General features: G+C 52.9%; 17 protein-coding genes and 1 pseudogene. 14 read left to right on the forward strand and 4 right to left on the reverse strand.

The genetic code is table 11. The features are described 5' to 3' along the window. Positions 1-2 precede the first annotated feature (2 nt). From DFP95_RS23795 to DFP95_RS23825, 7 genes are all read left to right on the forward strand, one after another. Positions 3-1,358, forward strand: a complete 1,356-nt coding sequence (locus DFP95_RS23795) for a lipopolysaccharide biosynthesis protein (RefSeq protein ID WP_115995192.1) — start codon at positions 3-5, stop codon at positions 1,356-1,358. Between the two features lies 1 nt (position 1,359). Further along, positions 1,360-2,307, forward strand: coding sequence for a polysaccharide pyruvyl transferase family protein (locus tag DFP95_RS23800; protein WP_115995193.1), 948 nt, complete (start codon positions 1,360-1,362; stop codon positions 2,305-2,307). Beyond that, positions 2,304-3,707, forward strand: coding sequence for a sugar phosphate nucleotidyltransferase (locus DFP95_RS23805; RefSeq protein ID WP_115995194.1), 1,404 nt, complete (start codon positions 2,304-2,306; stop codon positions 3,705-3,707). Before DFP95_RS23800 ends, DFP95_RS23805 begins: the two co-directional genes overlap by 4 nt. A 13-nt stretch (positions 3,708-3,720) precedes the next feature. Beyond that, positions 3,721-5,061: a UDP-glucose dehydrogenase family protein gene (locus tag DFP95_RS23810; RefSeq protein ID WP_115995195.1), complete on the forward strand. Its 1,341-nt coding sequence runs from the start codon at positions 3,721-3,723 to the stop codon at positions 5,059-5,061. Positions 5,062-5,089: 28 nt separating this feature from the next. Continuing rightward, entirely contained in the window at positions 5,090-8,308 is a 3,219-nt protein-coding gene (locus tag DFP95_RS23815) for a hypothetical protein (protein WP_115995196.1), read from the forward strand. 98 nt (positions 8,309-8,406) lie between these two features. Further along, positions 8,407-9,039: a hypothetical protein gene (locus tag DFP95_RS23820; protein ID WP_115995197.1), complete on the forward strand. Its 633-nt coding sequence runs from the start codon at positions 8,407-8,409 to the stop codon at positions 9,037-9,039. Positions 9,040-9,073: 34 nt separating this feature from the next. Continuing rightward, complete coding sequence (locus tag DFP95_RS23825) at positions 9,074-9,943, forward strand: hypothetical protein (RefSeq protein ID WP_115995198.1); 870 nt, start codon at positions 9,074-9,076, stop codon at positions 9,941-9,943. Here DFP95_RS23825 and DFP95_RS23830 read toward each other — a convergent pair. Next, a complete protein-coding gene (locus DFP95_RS23830) occupies positions 9,929-10,300 on the reverse strand; it encodes a helix-turn-helix domain-containing protein (RefSeq protein WP_115995199.1) in 372 nt (123 codons plus the stop codon). The two genes, DFP95_RS23825 and DFP95_RS23830, sit on opposite strands and share 15 nt — an antisense overlap. Positions 10,301-10,495: 195 nt before the next feature. On the opposite strand from DFP95_RS23830, the gene DFP95_RS23835 reads away from it, so the two are divergent. Further along, entirely contained in the window at positions 10,496-11,128 is a 633-nt protein-coding gene (locus DFP95_RS23835) for a YigZ family protein (protein WP_115995200.1), read from the forward strand. Here DFP95_RS23835 and DFP95_RS23840 read toward each other — a convergent pair. Continuing rightward, positions 11,127-11,394: pseudogene (locus DFP95_RS23840) on the reverse strand (secondary thiamine-phosphate synthase enzyme YjbQ); the annotation flags it as partial. The gene DFP95_RS23835 and the pseudogene DFP95_RS23840 sit on opposite strands and share 2 nt — an antisense overlap. A gap of 255 nt (positions 11,395-11,649) precedes the next feature. Here DFP95_RS23840 and cysT point away from each other — a divergent pair. Genes cysT through DFP95_RS23860 form a run of 4 tightly spaced genes read left to right on the forward strand, consistent with a single transcriptional unit; the run spans position 11,650 to position 15,436 of the window. Beyond that, entirely contained in the window at positions 11,650-12,456 is an 807-nt protein-coding gene (gene cysT / locus DFP95_RS23845; protein ID WP_425453321.1) for a sulfate ABC transporter permease subunit CysT, read from the forward strand. Beyond that, complete coding sequence (locus tag DFP95_RS23850; RefSeq protein WP_115995202.1) at positions 12,453-13,250, forward strand: sulfate ABC transporter permease subunit; 798 nt, start codon at positions 12,453-12,455, stop codon at positions 13,248-13,250. Before cysT ends, DFP95_RS23850 begins: the two co-directional genes overlap by 4 nt. Position 13,251: 1 nt before the next feature. Beyond that, on the forward strand, positions 13,252-14,316 hold the full coding sequence (locus DFP95_RS23855) for a sulfate/molybdate ABC transporter ATP-binding protein (protein WP_115995203.1): 1,065 nt from the start codon (positions 13,252-13,254) through the stop codon (positions 14,314-14,316). Positions 14,317-14,359: 43 nt separating this feature from the next. Beyond that, positions 14,360-15,436, forward strand: a complete 1,077-nt coding sequence (locus DFP95_RS23860; RefSeq protein ID WP_115995204.1) for a sulfate ABC transporter substrate-binding protein — start codon at positions 14,360-14,362, stop codon at positions 15,434-15,436. Positions 15,437-15,537: 101 nt separating this feature from the next. On the opposite strand, the gene DFP95_RS23865 is transcribed toward DFP95_RS23860, so the two are convergent. Next, entirely contained in the window at positions 15,538-16,266 is a 729-nt protein-coding gene (locus DFP95_RS23865) for a protein-glutamine gamma-glutamyltransferase (RefSeq protein ID WP_115995205.1), read from the reverse strand. A 192-nt stretch (positions 16,267-16,458) separates the two neighbouring features. Here DFP95_RS23865 and DFP95_RS29520 point away from each other — a divergent pair, with 192 nt between their 5' ends. Together DFP95_RS29520 and DFP95_RS23875 are read left to right on the forward strand one after the other, a co-directional pair. Further along, positions 16,459-17,406 (forward strand): GNAT family N-acetyltransferase, encoded by a 948-nt coding sequence (locus DFP95_RS29520; RefSeq protein ID WP_245987920.1) that lies wholly within the window; start codon positions 16,459-16,461, stop codon positions 17,404-17,406. 71 nt (positions 17,407-17,477) lie between these two features. Next, entirely contained in the window at positions 17,478-19,475 is a 1,998-nt protein-coding gene (locus DFP95_RS23875) for a GTP-binding protein (protein ID WP_115995206.1), read from the forward strand. Positions 19,476-19,534: 59 nt separating this feature from the next. On the opposite strand, the gene DFP95_RS23880 is transcribed toward DFP95_RS23875, so the two are convergent. After that, positions 19,535-20,338, reverse strand: coding sequence for a Cof-type HAD-IIB family hydrolase (locus DFP95_RS23880; protein WP_115995207.1), 804 nt, complete (start codon positions 20,336-20,338; stop codon positions 19,535-19,537). Positions 20,339-20,638 lie beyond the last annotated feature (300 nt).

The following is a 20,638-nucleotide window of genomic DNA, read 5'->3' on the forward strand; positions in this document are numbered from 1 at the left end:
GTATGGCACAACTGGCAGCGATTCGCAAAGCATGGAGAGGAAACGGACTCGCTCAGACGATTTTCCGTACTAGCGCGGCCAATTTTCTGGTCATGGTGATCAGCACGCTGACTTCGATCGTAACGGCCCGCATGTTCGGAGTCGTCGGCAAAGGCGAGTTTTCGGCCATTCTCTTCTGGCCGACGCTGCTCGCGGGACTCGTCGGATTCGGGCTGCCGACCTCTCTAATCTACAACATGAAACGAAATGCCGGCGGCGGAGCGGAATTCGTAAAGCTGGGCTTTATGTTTCAGGCATCGGTCAGCTTGTTCGCCGGCATCGTCGCGTGGATATGGCTCCCGGCTTGGCTCGAGAGCTATCCTCCAGCCATTATTCAGACGGCTCGTTGGTATACGGTACTGATGGTTCCTATTCTGCTAGCGATCAATCTAATCTCGGCGCTTGCGCAGAGCACGGGGAACTTCAAGATCTACAATGGCGTGCGGTTATACGTTCCCTTATGCAATCTGGCAGGTTTGATCGGGCTTTGGGCCGTCGGCAATCTCAGCATTCATTACGCTGCTCTGGTATTTCTGGTGACGAGCGTACTCGTCGTGACTTGGTCTTGGTTCAGCTTGTCGGATGCAAGCCGGCTGGATAATCGAAGCGGCATCGGAAACGGAGCGGCGGCCAAAGCGCTGTTCGGGTACGGGAGCAAGGTGTTCGGAGTAGAATTGCTGGGCACCTTGTCATCGCAATTCGATAAGATCGTCATCCTTTCTTTGCTAACGGCGAAGGAGCTCGGCCTTTATACCGTCGTCTTCGCGCTTTCGCGGATGTACAACGTCGTGCAGATGGCCATTACGAACGTCATTTTTCCGAAGGTAACGGGGATGGACAAGGACAAGATCATCGCCACGGTCGGCCGGGCTTTCCGGTTATCCTTGATCGCGATGACGATTATCGTCGTTCCGAGCATGTTCGTCGGCAAGCTTCTGATGGGCATATTGTTCGGGGCTCCGTTTCTTGCGGCAAGCAACGCGTTCTACTTGTTATCATTCGAGTGCATTCTCGGAGGTGGGGCATGGATTCTGGCATCTTCGTTCAACGCGATGGGGCGGCCGGGATTGGTGCTCATTCGGCAGATCATCGCGCTGGCTATTACGGTCGGCCTGTTGTTCGTATTTACTCCGTTGTACGGCTTAAACGGAATAGCGCTCGCATTATTAATCGGAGCCGTCATTCGCTTAATCGTGACGCTAGCGGCAATGCGTATCGTCTTTCAGGTGCGAATAAGCGGAATGCTGTTCGACAAAAACGATTTTCGTTACTTAATTGGGATTATAAAGTCGAAGATACAAAGCAAAGGAGCGCGCTGACATGCAAGTTAAACGAAACGTTCACCCCATGGATGCTTTGAAGGGACAGCTGCGCCAGATTCTCCATTCGATACCTTCGGGCTCAAGCATTCAGTACGTCGATTATCCGGTGTACAACAACGGCGGCGATCTGCTGATCATGAAAGGGGCCGAAGCTTTCTTCAAGGCGAACGGAATTCGCGTGAAGGGACGTTACAGCGTCCTTGATTTCCCCGACGGCTTGAAGATTCCGAGGAATCAAATCATCGTCCTGCAAGGAGGCGGCAACTTCGGCGATCTGTACCCGGTACATCAGAAGCTGCGCGAGAAAATCGTCGCAAGCTATCCGGAAAATCGGATCGTCATTCTTCCCCAGACGATCTATTACAAGAACGAAGCGGAGTTCGACCGTACCGCCGATATTTTCAACGGGCACCCGGACGTTCATCTCTATGTCCGGGATCCGTCGTCCTACGAGATGGCGACGCTCAAATTCCATCGTTGCTCCGTTTACTTATCGCCGGACATGGCCCATCAGCTTTGGCCGATCCGAACCAAGAGCATTCCGGGCAAAGATCTGCTGTGCTTTTTCCGTACGGATATCGAGAAGACGGGCGAGCAGGCGAGATTGGAGTCCGCGGGCCGGGGCGATTATCTGGATTGGGGATCGCTGTACAACAAGATCGAGAAGAAATCGATCAGCGTCATCGGCAGAATGATGACCAAGGGAAGCGGTACGTTGCCGATGCAGGCGATCTGGGGCAAGTATAGCGATTACCTCGTGAATAAAGCGATCAAGCGGTTTAGCGGCTATAAGAGCGTTCAAACCTCGCGATTGCACGGTCATATCCTCTCTTGCCTGTTGGACAAGCCGAACACGTTGCTCGATAACTCCTACGGCAAAAATTCCAACTATTATAACACTTGGACGAAGGAGATCGAATCCGCTAGATTGGAGGGAATGTCATGAAAATCGTATTGTTATCCGGCGGTTCGGGCAAACGGCTATGGCCGTTGTCTAACGAGTCGCGATCCAAGCAATTCCTGAAGGTACTGAAGAACGACGAGGGCTTGCACGAATCGATGGTTCAACGGGTGTGGAGGCAAATCTCAAATACCGGTTTGCTACGGGACGCCTATATCGCGACGAGCAAACCTCAGGTGGAGATGATTCATGGCCAGCTCGGCGGGGATATCGAGGTTATCGTCGAACCGGAGAGAAGAGATACTTTTCCCGCGATCGCGCTTGCCGCGACTTATTTGTATTCGGTGCAAGGCGTCGGCTTGGGCGAGACGATCGTCGTCATGCCGGTCGATCCTTATGTGGAAGAATCGTTCTTCCAAAGAACGAAGGAGCTCGAGCGCGTCTTGAACGAATCAGGCGCGGATTTGGCGCTCATGGGCGTGAAGCCGACCTTCCCTTCGGAAAAGTACGGCTACATCGTGCCGGAAGACGGTGGTTCCGAAGCGGGCAACTCTTACGTTAAAGTTCACAGCTTCAAAGAAAAGCCCCGCGAAGAGGAAGCCGCCGCCATGATCGAACGGGCCGCGCTTTGGAACTGCGGGGTTTTCGCGTTTAAGCTCGATTTTCTCATTAACATCCTGATCGCGCACGATTTCCCGATCCAGTACGACGAGATGTCGAAGCAATATTCCAGATTGCCCAAGATCAGCTTCGATTACGAGATCGTCGAGAGATCCCAGCACGTCGTTGCTTTGCCTTACGACGGCGAATGGAAAGATCTCGGAACATGGAACACGCTCACGGAGGAGATCGAATCCCCGTTGATCGGTAAAGGAATCATCGCCGGCGATTCGGTCAATACGCACGTGATCAACGAGCTGGATATTCCGATCACGCTGCTAAACCTGCCCAACGTTATCGTGGCGGCGAGCCCTGACGGAATTCTGGTTTCGGAGAAGTCGGCCAGTCCCATGATCAAGGAAGTCATGAAGCATTCGGACCAACGTCCGATGTACGAGGAACGGCGCTGGGGAGGGTACCGGGTACTCGATTATTTGAAATATCCGGACGGCAAGGAGGTTCTGACGAAGAGAATCCGCGTTGCACCCGATCGTAATCTTAGCTATCAGTACCACGAGCTTAGGGACGAGGTCTGGACGATCGTAGCCGGCCATGGCTTGATGGTTCTCGACGGTTTATCCTTCCCGGTCAAGTCGGGCGACGTGCTAACGATAGCCAAAGGAAGCAGGCACAGCTTGCGGGCGGGAACCGAGATGGACATCATCGAGGTTCAGACGGGATCCGAGCTGATCGAAGAGGATATCGTCAGGCTCGCGTTCGACTGGAACGAGATCATGCAAATTTGCAGCATTGCAAGCTTAGAAGAGACGACATTCAAATCATAGAGGAGGGGCGAGCATGAACATTACGGTCATCGGAACCGGTTACGTCGGGCTCGTGTCGGGCGTCTGCTTCGCGGAGCTTGGCAATCAGGTCATATGCGTGGATAAGGATCCCGAGAAAATAGATCTCTTGAATGCCGGCGGCATTCCCATATACGAGCCGGGGTTGAAGGAGCTTGCCGCGGCCAATCGGGTAGCGGGCAAGCTGTCGTTTACGACGGATTTGCGTAACGCGGTACGCCGTTCCGACTTGATCATCGTTGCGGTCGGTACGCCTCCGCTTCCTAGCGGAGAAGCTAATCTTGCTTACATCGAGCAAGCCGCGCTGGAAATCGCCGATGCGATGAACGGCTATAAGATCATAGCCGTGAAGAGCACCGTTCCCGTCGGGACGAACGAACGGTTGGGAAGCTTGATGCGCGGCCGCACGGGCATGCCCTTCGACAGCATTTCGCTGCCGGAGTTTCTGCGGGAGGGCTCGGCGATCCAGGATACGCTACATCCCGACCGGATCATTATCGGAGCCGACAATCCCGGCGCGGCGGAGGCGATGGTCGAGCTTCATCGGTCGCTGACGGAGCATGTGGTCGTGACGGACATCCGCAGCGCGGAAATGATCAAGTACGCCTCCAATGCGTTTCTGGCTACTAAGATTTCGTTCATTAACGAAATCGCCAACATTTGCGAGAAAGTAGGTGCGGACGTCACTCAGGTAGCGGAGGGAATGGGGTACGACAAGCGGATCGGGCCGTCTTTCCTAAAGGCGGGTATCGGCTATGGCGGTTCTTGTTTTCCGAAGGATACGAGCGCGCTCATTCAAATCGCCGGTCACGTGGATTACGAGTTTAAGCTGCTGCGCTCGGTGGTGGAGGTGAACCAGGATCAACGCTTTAACGTGATCCGGAAGCTGGAAACGATATTCAACGGCGAATTGAAAGGGAAGACGGTAGCGATATGGGGCTTGGCTTTCAAGCCGAATACCGACGACGTGCGGGATTCGCCCGCATTGGAGATCATACAGCATCTTCTGGACAACGGAGTGAAGGTAAGAGCCTACGATCCTGTCGCGATGGCTAACTTCCGGACCTTGTTCGGGAAGGAAGGTGTTATCTGGTGCGATGGGGCTTTAGAAACGGCTCAAGGAGCTGACGCGTTATGTCTGCTCACGGAGTGGGACGAGTTCGCCGAGATCGATCTAGGCGAGCTGCAAACGGTGTTAAAACGTCCGATCTTGATCGACGGGCGCAACGTCTTCAAGGAAGAAAATCTGATCGGAACGGAATTCATCTATTATTCCGTCGGTCGACCAAGCTTGAACCAAGGCGTAAGACAGCAAGTTCCCGTTCTTTTATTCTAATCTATCAGAAAGACCAGAGGTGACTCCTATGTCGAAGTTTGGAAAGAAGACGGTTGCATCCGCGCTCGCGATGTCCATGTTTGCCGCATCACTTGGAGGATTGCCCCTCAGCGATAAAGGCTGGGCGGAAAAATTAGGTTTGAATCGGGTAGCGAACGCTGCGGAGTCCGGACTGCCTACCAGCGCGTTTCTGGAAAGAATGAACGAGTTATACGCGGCGCTCGCGGCCGGAGATCCGGCGGACGTGCAAGACGTAAGGGAGCTGCGCGACGAGATCGCGGGGTTGGACGAGACGGCGGATCAGATTCTTATCGATCCGATATGGAATAAGATCAGCGACAATCTCCCGGAGACCGTAGATCAGGCACAACTGAAGACGAGCCTGTTCAGGCTCGTCAAGGCCGTCGGATCGTTCCGTTACGATCCGCAGGCATCGGATTTGGAAGCGATCCGCGCGAATCCCGAATTCCGGGCAACGCTGAAGACGATCGCCGCGGCGGGCGGCGACGCCTCCATCAATATGGACGATTTCCTCGTGTTTCTTTTCGGCGACGGTGCCGGCAAGAAAGGAGTCGAGGGCACGGTAGCCGAGATTCTATCCAGCAAGTCGGTGTTCGAATTATTTCAGCTGCTAGGGGATAAGCAGGGAATTACGGCCGTATTGCTTCTAGCGACGGAGAAGCTGCTTACGGAAACGAACAATTACAAATTCAGCTCGATCCTCTCTAATCTTGGCGTGACTTCGCAGGATGTTAGAGCTACGGTACTCGGCTTTCAAGTGAAGCTGAAGCAGGACGAGCCGGCGATCAACGCGATGACCGTCGCTTATATTCGATCGGCTGCACGTTCGACGGTAGTCATCAGCGAAGACGGACTCAAGCATGTTTATAGCTTGAACATTTACGGAATCGGCGTCCCCGCCTTGGCGCTGCAATGGTCGAAGGTATCCGGAAGCGCGGACATCAAGGTCGCCACGAACGGGACCGTGACGATTCCGGAGGGCGTCGAGAGCGCTTCGGCCGTTATTCAGGCGAAGTTGATCAACCCGTACGGAGGTTCCGCAAAGGTCATTTACGAGAAAGAAGTAACCTTGACCGCAGCCGGAGAAGAGACCGAGTTCCCGGCCGAGCAGTTCCTTGAACGGATGAACAAGCTGCATGAGGCGCTCCTTGCCGGGGATCCCGCCGACGTGCAGGACGTGCGGAATGCGCGAGACGAAATAGCGGCCCTGGATGCAACGACGGGCCAAGCATTGTTGGATCCGCTGTGGAGGAAAATCGCGCCTAAACTCCCGGCTTCCGCCGATAAAGCGAAGCTGAAGGCGAGCTTGTTCGAAGTCTTCAAAGCGGTCGGTTCTTTCCAATACGACCCTCAGGCATCGGACTTGGAAGCGATTCGCACGAATCCGGAATACCGCGCGACGCTGAAGACGATCGGAGCCGCCGGAGGCGTCAGCAACCTTGTCATGGACGATATTCTGGTGTTCCTGTTCGGAGACGGAGAAGCTATCAAAGGCGTCGACGGAATGATTCGGGAGCGTCTCGAGAGCATGTCGCCCGCGGAGTTGCTGCAGACTCTCGGCAATCCGCAAGCGATTTCGGCATTGTCTCTTCAAGCGATGCAGTTGCTGATCGCCGATACTGAAGCTTACAAGATCAGCTCGATGATCGCAACGTTCGGCATCGGAGCTCAGGATTTGGGAGCAACGATTCTCGGATTGTCGCTCAGATTGCAGAAGGACGAGCCGGCGCTTTACGCGATGACCATAGCGCTCATTCGTTCCGAGTCGACCGCCTCCGCGGAAGTCAGCGAGGACGGGCTCAAGCATGTGTACGCATTAAAGTCATTCGGAATCGATGTTCCGTCGGCCGCGATATCGTGGGTTAAAGCTTCGGGCAGTCCGGATGTCGTCGTCTTACCGAACGGTACGGTCACCATTCCGGAGTTCGTTCCAAGCGCTACCGCCGTCATCCAGGCGAAGCTGACGAAACCGAGTGGCGGTCCGGCTAAAGTCATCTTCGAGCAGGAAGTCACGTTAATCGCGACCGAAACGCCGGGCGAAGTATTCCCTGCCGAACCTTACTTCGAGAGAATCAATAAGCTGCACGGAGCGCTTCAGGCCGGAGATCCAAGGGATGCTCAGGCGGTGAGGAACGCGCGCAACGAAATCGCGCAATTGAACGTCGAGAAAAACCTATCGCTGATCGACCCGCTTTGGAACCGGATTGCTCCGAATCTACCCAAAACCGCGGATCAGGCGCAATTAAAGGCAAGCCTCCTGAAGGTTATAATCGCCATAAGTTCTTTCCAATACGATCCTCAAGCTTCCGATTTGGAAGCGATGCGGACGAATCCGGAATTCCGTACGGCGTTGAAACAAATCGCGACGGCCGGTAAAGTGAAGGCATTGACGGTCGACGATATCCTGATCTTCCTCCACGGAGACGGCGAGGAACGCGGCGGCGTAGAAGGAACGATGCTGGACGTCTTGAAGAAGATGAAGTCCAAAGAATTCGCCGACTTGCTAGGCAACGAGGATAAAATGGACGACATTATGGACAATGCCGTATCGAGAACTCTATCGAACGAGGATTACGTTCTTAGCAAGGCTTTGCGGAACCTAGGAGTGCGTTCGTCCGACCTGAGCTCAATGGATTCCAAATTCGAGATTAAGCTGAGATACGATGAGCAAGCGAACGAGGCGTTAACCGTTGCGTTCATTCGTTCCGAAGCCGTGCCGACGGTCAAGATAACGGCCAACGGAAACACGCACCAATACGGATTGAAGGTATTGGGTATAGACCTTCCTTCATCGGTATTGAAATGGAAGAAGGTATCGGGAAGCAAGGACGTTAAAGTGGATTCCAACGGCAAAGTATCCATACCGAGCAAAGTATGGTCTGGCACGGCTGTCATTCAAGCGGTACTGGACGACTCGAGAGACATATCCGGCAAGGTCGTCTTCAAGCAGGAAGTGACGATCGGCACCGAAGCCGGTGAGGTTCAGGACATCCTCAAGGCGCTTGACGATAGAATGGATGTCATTCAGGATAAGCTGGACGACTCCCGTAGCATCGTACAGAAGGCGCGTCTGATAGGAGAGGTTGTCCAAGCAGGCGATGACGCTATAAGCCAAATCGGCAAAGCGGACGTGCCTAAAGCGGTCAAGGATAAAGCGATCAAAGATGTGGAAAGCGAAGTCAATCGCATGATCGGCATTATTATTCGCGATATGTTGAGGTTCTAAATAATAAGCCAGCCTTCTTTCTCTTCGGGGATAGATGGCTGGCTTATTCCTCATTTGATGGCTATTGAACAAAGTCGTAACGGAACGGAGGTTAGTCCATGAGAAGATACGGACGACGCAAAAAAATAATGGCGGGCGGCATTGCAATATTGGTCGCATTAGTCGTCGGAGGTTTATTCACGGCGGATTACGCTGTAAACCGGGTTATGGATTTGTTCGTTGCCGGCATGGATGCCGAAGCTAACGTCGATTCGACTAAAGAGGAGGTAACCGAGGCGGCGAAACCGTTCGAGTCCGGCAGTCTGGATGCGGGAGCGGGAAGTCCTAGTCGCGCTTCGGACGATAAGAAGGATCAGCCGGAGCCCCCACCTTCATCTCAAGATGCTGAGAAGCAATTGGAAAATACGAAGCCCCAGCTGGTTCAGAGTGTAACGGGAAAGCCCGGAGGACCGGTGACGAAGGAGCAAGTGGCGAAAGTAAAGGATAACTTGACCGTATCGGATAAAGCTTCCGTGGTCAAAGTCGTTCTCAAGAACTTAAGCATGGCGGATATGAAGCGTCTGCGGGCTATGGCTGAAGGCGGTCTGTCCTTGGATGAGAAAAAGGATGCAAAGCGATTGCTACTTGGAAAGTTATCTTCCGACGAATATAACGAATTGTCCTCTCTAGCGAAAAAATACGGAATTAGCAGAGGGAGAAGCTACGAGGAAGCCAAACAAGAAAATCCCTGAAAGAGTATTTCATAGAAAGGGGAGTTAAATCTCGATGGGAAATAAACGAAGACGCAGGTCGAGAAGGCGCGGTTCATTTAAGCCGGATCCGATTATCGCTACTTTAGCTTCTATAGCTGTCTTCCTAGTTATCGTATGGGCAGCGCTGTATTGGAACGAATCCTCGGGGCGTTCATTGATCGTCCATGCGGATCAACCCGAAGCGGAAGCTTCTATCGGCGAGTCGCCATCGCCGCTATCGGAACTAGAGGGAGATCTGCCGCCAACTGATTCGGAAACGTCAATGGACGATGAACCCGCCGAAGGTGCAAACGAGGCTACCGACGAACAACCGGAGGGGGAAGCTCTGAACCCTGCGCACGAATCGAACGGCACAACGAACAATCCCGATTCTACTTCTAACACTGCGGATCCTGAATCCAACGACGAGCCAGATTCCGGTTTAACAGTTCCAACGGATTCAGGTTCACCGATTGAGTCGGAGCCCGACTTGCCTATTGAGTCAGATCAGAACTCGCCTGACGTATCTCCGGTCAATTCGCCTGACGAATCTCCGGCGAATTCGCCGATCAGCCTGACGGAGCGATATGAACAGGATATCAAAGAGGTTCAAGCGGCATGCACGAAAGAGATGAAGGAGGCATTAAACGGAGCGGAATCCAGCTTGGAACAGCTTGACCGCAGGGATCCTGTTGCTTTGCAAGCTTGGAATGAGAAGTGGACGAATAAGCTTTCGGAGGCGGAATCCGATTGTGACGGCGAATTCCAAGAGGTGATCCAGAATGCCGAGCACGATTCCGTATCACCGGCGTTAATCGAGGAATGGAAGCAAACTTTCATCGAATCGAAGGAGGAACTAAGGAAGGAGTCGAAAGCGAAGTTAACGCAGTTAGTGGGAGGATAAGTCGGAATCTTTGGGCAGCGAGCGGTCGCGTAGCACGCGTTCCAGCAAATTGCGGATCAGATCCAGGTCGTCCTTTTCCAGAGGTACCCCGTCCCAATGAAGCTGTTCGTAATTCAAATATTCTTTGGCGTTATGGTTAAGCTCGATTGGCGGTTCCGGATAATCGGTGAGCCCTAGAAGGTAATCCGCCGAAGTCCGCAGCTTTCTGGAGATCGTCTGGATGGATTCGATCGTCGGCTGCCGATATCCGGATTCGTACCCCGCGTATGTGCTTTTTGCCACGCCGACGTAGTCGGCCAGCTCCTGCATGGTCAACTTCCGACTTTTCCGCAACTGCTTCAGTCGCTTGGAGAACATCCCCGCCCCCCCTTTCCGAACTCGTCTATAGTATTTTTCTACTGTCTTACTCCGCATTTTCCCGTTAAACCACACATAATTATAGCATGATTGCCATTTACTTGCACTCGAGATCCGCGTCGTGTCTATCTCTTTATGTTATCATATAGACGATAGAATTAGCGCATTTGTTTACTAAAGAAAGGAAGATTGCCGGTGTTATCGCGTTACTCGACCGTTAGGCAATACGGATCGAAAGAAATCGTCATCAAGAAATCCCGGTTCATCGGACACGCGAAACCCGTGGAGTCGGAAGAAGAAGCGGTTGCTTTCATAGAAGAACTGAAGAAAAAATACTGGGACGCAACGCATAATTGCTCGGCTTACCTGATCGGCGAACGAGATCAATTCCAGAAGGCGCTGGACGACGGGGAACCGAGCGGAACGGCAGGCAGACCGATTCTCGAAGTCATCAAGCATCGCGGATTGAAAAACGTGGCCGTCGTGGTCACGCGTTATTACGGCGGAATCATGCTGGGCGCCGGCGGCTTGGTCCGAGCGTATACGGATGGAGCCGTAGCCGGCATCGATGCCGGCGATCCTATCGTGAAAGTTCTTCATCAAGAAGTCGTCGTGGATGTCGATTACGGGTGGTACGGGAAGCTGGAGAACGAGCTTAGGGGAAGAGGCTTCAGGGTCGGCGAGGTATCGTTTACCGATCGCGTTAGGGTATTATGCCTCCCCGAGTCAGGGGAAGCAGAACGGTTTCAAGCTTGGATAACGGATTTCACGCAGGGACAAGCTTTTCTGGAGCCCGGAGCGGAAACTTATTTCATCGAAGGCGAGTAGCTTTCAGGTGGGATGCCGTATTTCCCTCGGAATGCCTGTATTGCGGATGCTCCCAGGGATAAATCTCATTCAATCGCATGAGAACGTTCCAGCTTGACGTCCGGATCCGCATTCTCGTTAATGGTTATGCCGGCGGTCGTATGAGTGCAATAAACGATAACGACTCCTTCTTGCATGCCGCTCTGGGCAACGCGGGATGCCACCTGCCTCGTAATGTCGACCATTTCATCTCGGCGCACCGTGCGCAAAGTTTCTTTGAACAGCATGGACAATCCTCCTCTTTTTTCTCTTCCTTGATTATATTATTTCGTTTTTTTTCGCGTTATATCGTCATTTCACCATACATAAGCCTTTCGAATAAATTGTATTAGTTTTTTTAATAAAATGGGCTCGGGGCAGTAGCTTTTTCATTGACGGAATTAGCCGTTTTCTGGTAAAGTAATAATACCCACTAATTTAATAGGAATTATTTAATATATAGCTCTCGAGGCTCCAGGAGGTACACGACAAACGTGAGTTCCATGCTGCAGAGTAGATGGTGGAGCTGGGGATTTCGCAGCGCCGTCATGCTTTATTTTATGATATTGATCGTTTTTCCTATTCTCGGAATTTACGGGAAATCATTGTCCGCCGGTTGGTCGACTTTCGCGGATAATATTGTCGAACCGCTAGCTTGGAAAGCCGTAACGCTGACGATTAAGCTTGCTGTAATCGCTACGATCATCAATGTATTTGTCGGCACGATGTCGGCTTGGGTACTCGTGCGGTATCGTTTTCCGGGCCGGCGTTTGCTGAACAGCCTCGTGGATCTGCCTTTCGCGCTTCCTACGGCAGTCGCGGGTTTGATGATCCTTCTTCTTCTCGGGCCGCACAGCTTGGTAGGGGAATGGGCCGAAAAGCTCGGATTCACGATTTTGTTTCATCAGCCCGCCATCATAATCGCCATGATCTTCGTAACGTTTCCGTTCGTTATTCGCGCCGTCCAGCCGTTGCTTGAAGAAATGGACACCTCCGAGGAGGAAGCCGCGTACACGTTAGGAGCAACCAAGGCCGTGACCTTCTGGAAAATCATTCTGCCGAATATGCTTCCGGGCATTCTTAGCGGCGCGATGCTCGCTTTCTCGAGGGCGTTGGCGGAATTCGGCGCAGTCGTGCTTGTGGCCGGTAACATCCCCGGGAAAACCCTTATCGCTTCCGTATACATCTTCGGGGAGATCGAAAGCGACAATACCATCGGCGCAACGGCGGTCAGCGTAGTGCTTCTGACCTTTTCATTCCTTATTTTATGGACGGTTAATTACGTTCAGATGAGGGGGGGAAACGGATGAGACGCTTATGGATCGGTTTAACGGTAGCCGTGTTCGGATTGCTTCTTATCGTGCCCGTCGTTCGTATCTCCATGGGCGCCATGAATGAAGGTTGGAGCGGGTTCGCTGACGGATTGGCTAGACCGGAAACACGGCATGCGCTGCTCATGACCGGGTTGATCGTCGTGATCGTTACGGTCGTGAATACGCTGTTCGGAGTCATGTTGTCCCTCTATCTGGTAAGGGCGACTTGGCTGGGCAAACGAATCAAAAGATTACTTAACAGCATCGTCGATTTGCCCTTTGCCGTATCTCCGGTAATCGGCGGATTGATGATCGTACTCCTGCTCGGCCCGGAAACGGCGCTCGGCGCGCTATTCAACAAGGCGGGAATAGATATCGTTTTCGCGTTACCCGGAATGATCATTGCCACGTTATTCGTTACTTTTCCATTGGTAGTCCGAGAAGTCATGCCGGTGCTGCAAGAAATCGGAAGCGCGCAGGAAGAAGCCGCCGCTACTCTTGGAGCTAGCGCTTGGACGACTTTCTGGCGGGTAACCTGGCCTTCGATCCAATGGAGCGTCGTATATGGAGTCGTGCTTACGGTAGCTCGAGCGTTAGGCGAATTCGGAGCCGTGCTCGTCGTATCCGGCAATATATTGTTCAAGACGCAGACCGCTACCACTCTCGTCTATCAAGACGTCGAAAACTTTAACCTGACGTCCGCGAATGCTATCGCGCTCGTACTGGCAGCAGGATCGGTAACGTTGCTATTGCTTATGGAATGGGCCAAATCGAGAAGGGAAGTGCATTGATATGCATATCGAAGTTAACGGTTTGAATAAGAAATTCGGAGAATTTCAAGCGGTTAAGGATGTCAGCTTCGAGATCGAGAAAGGTCAACTGATCGGACTGCTCGGACCGAGCGGCGGCGGTAAAACCTCCATCCTTCGGATGCTTGCGGGACTGGAATCGGTCGACGATGGTGATATCGTCTTTCACGGCAAGCGAGTAAACGATCTTCCGCCCCAAGAGAGGGGGATCGGCTTCGTTTTCCAGAACTATGCCCTCTTCAAGCATATGACGGTAGAAGATAACATCTCTTTCGGCTTGGAAGTCAAGAAATGGACGAAGGCGAAGATCAAGGCGCGCGTGGCCGAGCTCGTCGAGTTGACGGGATTGTCGGGCTTCGAGAAGCGTTATCCGCACCAACTATCGGGAGGTCAACGTCAGCGTGTGGCTTTCGCTAGAGCTTTGGCACCCGAGCCTCAGCTGCTGCTGTTAGACGAACCGTTCGCGGCAATCGATGCGAAGATTCGCCATGAACTGCGCTCGTGGCTTCGCGATATGATCGATCGCCTTGGTATTACTTCCATTTTCGTTACGCATGACCAGGACGAAGCGATCGAGGTCGCCGACCAAATCATGATTATCAACAAAGGGCGTTTAGAGCAAAAGGGTACGCCGTGGGAAATTTATAAAAACCCGGAATCTCCGTTCGTGGCCGGCTTCATCGGAGAGTCCACGATCGTGGACGACGTATCTTCCCTGAAGGGGTTCGGCCATGCATCGGATTGGCCGGGAACGAAAGCCCTCATTCGCCCGGAGTACGTCGAAGTCGGAAAAGCTGCGGATTTCGAATTGTTGTCCGCAACGGAGCCGGGGCGCGTGCGACACGTGCATTTCCGGGGGAGCGAATGGCTGGTGGAAGTCGAGGTGGGCACGTCCCGTCTGGTGACGTACAGGTCGCTTGAGAAGGAAATCCTTCATCCAGGAGATGAGGTACAAGTGCTGATCCATCGCGCGTATTTGTTCAACGATAACGACAGTTGGGTCATGGAGAATAAACTTAAGGAAGATCCGATGCCGGTTCATATCTAATCGACGGAGCGGGAGCCTTCGAAGGCACCGCGGGAGGACAGCTATGAAGACGGGAAACCGTAGTTCTACTTCCAGGCGCAAATCTGGACTAACCGCACTCCTATTAATGACTATTATGCTTCCTATAGTCGGCTGCGGAGATAACGAGCCCGAAGCGGGATCGAATCAAACCGCGCCGAAGGGCGACGTTACGCTTGTGATCGGAGCGTATTCGGTAGCCAAAGACGCGCTACAAGAAATTCTTCCCGAGTTTAAGGCGGAATGGAAGGCAAGCACGGGGCAAGACATTGCCTTCCAGGAATCCTATGAAGCATCAGGTACCCAGGCGCGGTCCATCGTCGGCGGTTTCGATGCCGATATTACGCTGCTGGCGCTAGAAGGGGATATGGATAAGCTGGTGAAGGCGGAGCTAGTCGATCCTGAATGGAGCAACACGGAAACCAAAGGTATGGTCACCCGATCGATCGTCGTACTCGGTACGAGAGCGGGCAATCCGCTCGGAATTAAAGATTTCGACGATTTGACCAAGCCCGGCGTCAAAGTATTGTACCCGAATCCGAAAACTTCGGGCGGGGCGCAATGGGACATCAACGCGATCTACGGTGCCGGCTTGAAGAAATCGGAAGCCGCAACCGGAACCAAGGATCCGGAGGCAGCCAAGAAGTTTCTGAAGGACGTTCATAGCAACATCGAATCGATGGACAAAAGCGGCCGCGCATCGATGGCCGCTTTCGAATACGGAGTCGGCGACGTTATCGTGACCTACGAGAATGAATTGCTGGCAAGAATCGCGCAGGGCGTTCGGTACGATATCGTCGTACCTCCAAGCACGATATTAATCGAGAATCCGGCCGCGGTCGTGAGCCGTAATGCGGACCGTCACGGCGTACGCGAGGCCGCCGACGCTTTCGTCCAGTATTTATATTCCGATACTGCCCAGAAGCTGTTCGCGAAGTACGGATTTCGTCCCGTTCAAGAGCAGCTCGCCGATCGGATGCAAGAAGACTTTCCTCAGCCGCCGCAGCTGTTCACGATCGATTATCTTGGGGGATGGGACGAGGTTCGGGACACCTTATATTCGAAGCGCGGAGTATGGTATCAGGTGTTGGCGGGTCGATAAAAGCCCATTTCTCGTTTACTGGCGAAGAACCCCGACCGGGAGCCCGGTCGAGGTTCTTTTTCCGTTCGAGTAACGAACGAAGTGCGGAGTACCGTCGATCGTTATCTGACACTGTGCCGTTTAATGAATCTCAGCGAACCGATTCGGGCGGAAACAGCGTCGGCCAGGCCAAGCTCCGTTCGCCTTTGGGCAGCATTGTAATACAAGCGGACGTTCGCGGGGACGAACTGAGATAAATAAGTATAGTCGGGGTATGTGACTTGGTCCAGTAAATACGCCGATACGGTTGCGCCGGGCACCCGATTTTTGTTGAGCGCCGCTATGATTCCGGCGGCGGGTTTAATGCCGACGCCGTGGCCGTAATAGAGGTCTTCGCCCATCTTGACGACGTTTTCCCCCTGCCATTCCATTTTATCCGGATTGACCTCGGGGTTTTTGAAATAGAGAACGTCGCCCGGCCTGGCATATTGGCTGCCCGCGTCGTCTTGCGTGAGACCTAGATCGCTGTCGGTATACCAACTGTGCAAGAGCAAGTTCGGGAACAGCCTGTCGAATTCGGTATCGCCGATCGTATCCAAGACCCCCTTATACAACACGATGATGATGGAGGTCGCGCATTCGAAGCCGTATTTCGGCCCGTTTAGGAAAATATCCCGAATACCGACGCTCGGCGGTACTTCGTTTCGGAGCAAGAAGCCTCCCTCGTTCGTTAAGTGCCAATACTGTTTGTTGCAGAAGGACGTCCTGAACGTCGCGAACCTCGTTCCGCCCTTGCTTAAGTCTCTGGCCGCCTCGACGATATTCGATCTCAAGTTAGATTCGAATTGCATCTGAACACTTCCTTTGGGTTCTTTGTTTATACATACTATGGGAATCGGATAGCTCTTGTGTGTTTGGCTAATCATGTAATGGAGGTCGGGATAACTTTCGGCCGTTTTTTTTGCTATAATAATGGATTAGAACAGGAAACGCGGACTATTCCGACGAAATCATTGTAGGACAGCAAATAGGGAGGACTCACATTGTTAAAACCAACCAGCATTCGGATCATGAATTTCATTTTGTATTTCAAGATCGCTTTTTTCGTAGTCGGATTATTCGCTTTCCTTAATTCGAAGGATTTGGAACCGAGCGTCGAGGAAAACAAGAATCTGATCATCATGCTTTCCTTGGTCAGCATCCTGTCGATGGCATTCATGATTTATCTCATCAATAAGAGAAGATTCCTGCCGACGATTATCATTACGTTCGTCGTCTTCGTGCTTTCCTATTTAGCGAATCCCATTCAATTTTTCCTCTCGGTCATTCTTATTCTATTGGTCATTCTTCGCCCGACCAGGAACTACTTCCGCGGCATTGGCGTTACGAGAGAAGAACCGGCGGCAGAAGTAATCGAGACGGAAGCGGAAGCGACGGAAGGACAATCCGACGAAGTGCGCAAGGAGCAGGTCGTTCCCCAAGCGAAAACCCAGCCTAAGCTTAAGAAAGATCCGGAAGTGTACATACGCGAAGCGACGCCCGAAGATTCGGATACGATTTACTCGCTCATGATGATCGCGTTCGAAGAATACAGAACCGCGATTCCGCCATCCAGCGCCCTCGAGGAAACGGACGAATCGATTGCCCAAGCGCTTAAGGAGCAAAGCGAGTTCGCGGCCATCCTGTACGAGGACGATACCGCTACGGCGATGGTCAGGTTCAAGTACGACGGGGACGCCATTTACTTCTACCGCTTGTCCGTCGTGCCTAATCGGCGCAGAAGAGGTTATGCCAAGCAGTTGGTGAAATGGATCGAGAAGCAAGGCATTACCAAGGGCATGAACATCAGCCGTTGCAAAGTAAGGCAATCCGTGCAGAATAACCTGGTGCTGTATCAGGACATGGGCTACGAGATCGTGAATCAAGAGCTCGTCGTTCGTCCGGCGGGAACGGTTAAGGCGCTTACGATGGAGAAGAAGCTCGGAGTATGACAAAATAGATCGATTAAACCGGCTCACCCGATCGTTAGATCGGGTGAGCCGGTTTGTGGAGGTGACGCGATATGCGGACGGATTTGCGAAACGTCGGAATATTCGCCCACGTCGACGCGGGCAAGACGACGACGACCGAACAGATTTTATACCTCAGCGGGCGAATTCGCTCCTTAGGCAGCGTGGACAACGGCACCGCCCAGACGGATTGGCTCGATGTAGAACGAACGAGAGGAATATCCGTCCGGTCCGCGGTCACCGAATTCGAATGGAAAGGCGTTCGCGTTAATTTGGTGGATACCCCGGGTCATGTCGATTTTCTATCCGAAGTGGAACGTTCGCTAAGGGTCATGGACGGAGCGGTATTGATCGTTTCCGCGGTCGAAGGCGTTCAGGCTCAGACGGAGGTTATCTGGCAGGCTTTAAGGGATATGAGAATTCCGACTCTAATCTACGTGAACAAATTGGATCGAATAGGCGCAGATCCGACTAGAACGGTTAACGGGATTCATCGGTTGTTAGCCGCCGGCGCGGTTCCTATTCAGGTTCCGGATGGAGTCGAGGCCGGGTTTGCATCCGTTATCGATTTGCTCAAGACAGGCGAGGGAGAGGATGTATCCATACCGGCAGCTCTGTCAGCCGACAGGGAAAGGCTCATGGAGACAATCGCCGAGCAGGACGATGCCTTGCTTCAGCGTTACTTTGAACTAGGAACCCTCGCTAATGAAGAGTTAGTGTCCGCGCTTAGGACGAGCGTAAGCGAGGCTAAGTTATATCCTATACTTTTCGGAGCGGCCAACCGAGGCTTAGGAATAGACAAGCTGATGGATGCGATCGTCGATTTGCTGCCTCCGCCCTCAGGCGAGGAGAATGCGCCTTTATCCGGCGTCGTGTTCAAGCTGGACAAGGATCCAACGATGGGTCGTCTAGCTTATGTCAGATTGTACGGAGGAACGTTGCGCAATCGAGATACGGTGCACAATCGCCTGCTCGATATCGACGAGAAGATTACGCAGATTCGCAAGGTCGACGGAAAGCGGAGCGAGGACGTCGGCATATTGAAGGCCGGAGATATCGCCGTCGTGTGCGGTTGGAGCCGAGTCAGAATCGGGGATATCATCGGCGATACGGGAGGTGTTCCGGAAGAGAGGCGGCTCGCGGAGCCTTTGTTGACGGTTCAGGTGCATTGGCGCAACGAAGCGGAATATCCCGCGGTCGTTGCGGCGTTCCACGAGCTGGCGGATGAAGATCCCCATCTCGACACGCAATGGCTTCAAGATGACAGAGAGCTTCATTTAAGAGTCATGGGGCCGATACAAGTGGAAGTGCTCGGCCATATGCTCAAGAGTCGCTTCGGTCTGGAGGTAATGTTCGGTTCTCCTACCGTAATCTATAAGGAAACTCCCGTTCGCCCGGGAGAAGGGTTCGTCGCTTATACGATGCCCAAGCCTTGCTGGGCGATCTTGCGGTTCGTTATCGAGCCGGGAGAGCGGGGAAGCGGCATGACTTACAGCTCTAACGTCAGATCGGAGAAGCTTCTGGACAGCTATCAGAACGAGGTAGCAAGGCGGGTGCCGATGGCGCTTGAGCAAGGTTTGCGGGGGTGGCCCGTGACGGATTTGAAGGTGACTTTAATCGAAGGAGAGCATCACGTCTGGCATACGCATCCGTTGGATTTCGTCATCGCTACTCCGATGGGAATTATGGACGGGTTGAGCAATACGGGAACGAAGCTTCTGGAGCCGATGCTGCGGTTTCGCTTATCGACGCCGGAGGAGTTCGGGGGTAAGCTTATGAGCGAGCTTGTCGTCATGCGCGGGGAATTCGATACTCCGATCGTGAAGCAGGGGCGCATGGAAATACAGGGAAGGTTACCGGTGGCGACCTCGCTCGAGTTCCCGGCCCGTCTTGGCTCGATGACCAAGGGTCGAGGCACGCTGACTACTTTCTTCGACGGTTACGAGGATTGTCCGCCGGACGTGAAAGCCGAGAGAATTAGGCGGGGAGTTAATCCGCTGGATACTTCTAAATATATATTGGCGACTCGGAACGCTCTTGCCAGCCAGTAGACTGTTATAAATAAAAAGCTGTCTCAAGTCATAGTGACTTTTGAGACAGCTTTTTGCCGTTATGCGTTCAATACGAACTTCTGAAGAACGTGCGCGACGCCATCGTCGTTGTTGCTGAAGGTGATGAAGTCGGCGATTTCTTTTAACGCGGGTACCGCGTTTGCCATCGCGACTCCGAGACCTGCCGCGTTAACCATCTCGTGGTCGTTCATGGCGTCTCCCATCGCTATCGTTTCATCCATCGGAATGCCGTAGTGGGCGGCGAGGAAGCGCAGCGCATGGCCTTTCGTACCTTCCGGATGCATGAACTCCAGATAGTTGGGTTTCGATTTCGTCAAGTGCACTCGGGAACCGAACAACGATTTAAGCTCGGGAAGCAGCGCGTCCAGCTTCGCGGGTTCGTCGATGATGAGCAATTTCGTTTGATTTTCTTGGCTGACGATGGTGCCGAAATCCGTAACGACCGTGTAAGGGATGTTAGATTGCTTGGCATAGCCTTTGATCTTGTCGCCGTCTTCGGAAACGTATAGCTTATCGGAGATGTAGCTTTGCAGATGCAGGCCATGCTCCTGGCAGTAGGCATATAGCTGCTTGGCGACGTCGACCGGAACGGAACGTTCGTAGAGGATTTCCTCGTCGAGCAGATTTTTGATCAGCGAGCCTTGGTAAGTAATGATCGGCACGTTCAAGCCGACTTGACGGGCGATTTTCTGCGCGGAATCGAACATTCTTCCCGTCGCGATAGTGAGATGGGCTCCGAGCGCGATAGCGTCGGTCATGGCTTTGCGCGTCTTATCGGACACCGTAAGCTCGTCGGTCAGCAGCGTGTCGTCGAGATCCATGGCAATTAGGCGGTAAGGCATGGTATATTTTCTCCTTTTCTCTCTAGAGCAAATAATGTCGAATCTGTTATCGTTCCATTGTAACGTAATTCCGGGGGATCGAAAAGCCGAATCGGCGAATCGGCGAGGTCGTACGATGTCCGCCAAATTCCGCCCGCAGAAGTCGATTGGAGCCGAGATAGTAACGAAAACGAACTATCTCCGTCCATCGATGACGATTGGAGCCGAGATTATACGAAAATGGAGTACCTCAAAAAAGCAAAAAAAATGCCCGCCACCCCGTTTTTGAACTTGACGTTTTTTAAAAGCTTACGACGTTCC

The sequence above is a fragment of the Cohnella lupini genome (genome assembly GCF_003386205.1).
Classification (GTDB): Bacteria; Bacillota; Bacilli; order Paenibacillales; family Paenibacillaceae; genus Cohnella; species Cohnella lupini.

What these genes read in the sequence shown, in the direction of transcription:
- DFP95_RS23795 (WP_115995192.1), top strand. Translation starts at nt 3, where the DNA reads ATGGCACAACTGGCAGCGATTCGCAAAGCATGGAGAGGAAACGGACTC.
- DFP95_RS23800 (WP_115995193.1), top strand. Translation starts at nt 1,360, where the DNA reads ATGCAAGTTAAACGAAACGTTCACCCCATGGATGCTTTGAAGGGACAG.
- DFP95_RS23805 (WP_115995194.1), top strand. Translation starts at nt 2,304, where the DNA reads ATGAAAATCGTATTGTTATCCGGCGGTTCGGGCAAACGGCTATGGCCG.
- DFP95_RS23810 (WP_115995195.1), top strand. Translation starts at nt 3,721, where the DNA reads ATGAACATTACGGTCATCGGAACCGGTTACGTCGGGCTCGTGTCGGGC.
- DFP95_RS23815 (WP_115995196.1), top strand. Translation starts at nt 5,090, where the DNA reads ATGTCGAAGTTTGGAAAGAAGACGGTTGCATCCGCGCTCGCGATGTCC.
- DFP95_RS23820 (WP_115995197.1), top strand. Translation starts at nt 8,407, where the DNA reads ATGAGAAGATACGGACGACGCAAAAAAATAATGGCGGGCGGCATTGCA.
- DFP95_RS23825 (WP_115995198.1), top strand. Translation starts at nt 9,074, where the DNA reads ATGGGAAATAAACGAAGACGCAGGTCGAGAAGGCGCGGTTCATTTAAG.
- DFP95_RS23830 (WP_115995199.1), bottom strand. Translation starts at nt 10,300, where the DNA reads ATGTTCTCCAAGCGACTGAAGCAGTTGCGGAAAAGTCGGAAGTTGACC.
- cysT (WP_425453321.1), top strand. Translation starts at nt 11,650, where the DNA reads ATGCTGCAGAGTAGATGGTGGAGCTGGGGATTTCGCAGCGCCGTCATG.
- DFP95_RS23850 (WP_115995202.1), top strand. Translation starts at nt 12,453, where the DNA reads ATGAGACGCTTATGGATCGGTTTAACGGTAGCCGTGTTCGGATTGCTT.
- DFP95_RS23855 (WP_115995203.1), top strand. Translation starts at nt 13,252, where the DNA reads ATGCATATCGAAGTTAACGGTTTGAATAAGAAATTCGGAGAATTTCAA.
- DFP95_RS23860 (WP_115995204.1), top strand. Translation starts at nt 14,360, where the DNA reads ATGAAGACGGGAAACCGTAGTTCTACTTCCAGGCGCAAATCTGGACTA.
- DFP95_RS23865 (WP_115995205.1), bottom strand. Translation starts at nt 16,266, where the DNA reads ATGCAATTCGAATCTAACTTGAGATCGAATATCGTCGAGGCGGCCAGA.
- DFP95_RS23875 (WP_115995206.1), top strand. Translation starts at nt 17,478, where the DNA reads ATGCGGACGGATTTGCGAAACGTCGGAATATTCGCCCACGTCGACGCG.
- DFP95_RS23880 (WP_115995207.1), bottom strand. Translation starts at nt 20,338, where the DNA reads ATGCCTTACCGCCTAATTGCCATGGATCTCGACGACACGCTGCTGACC.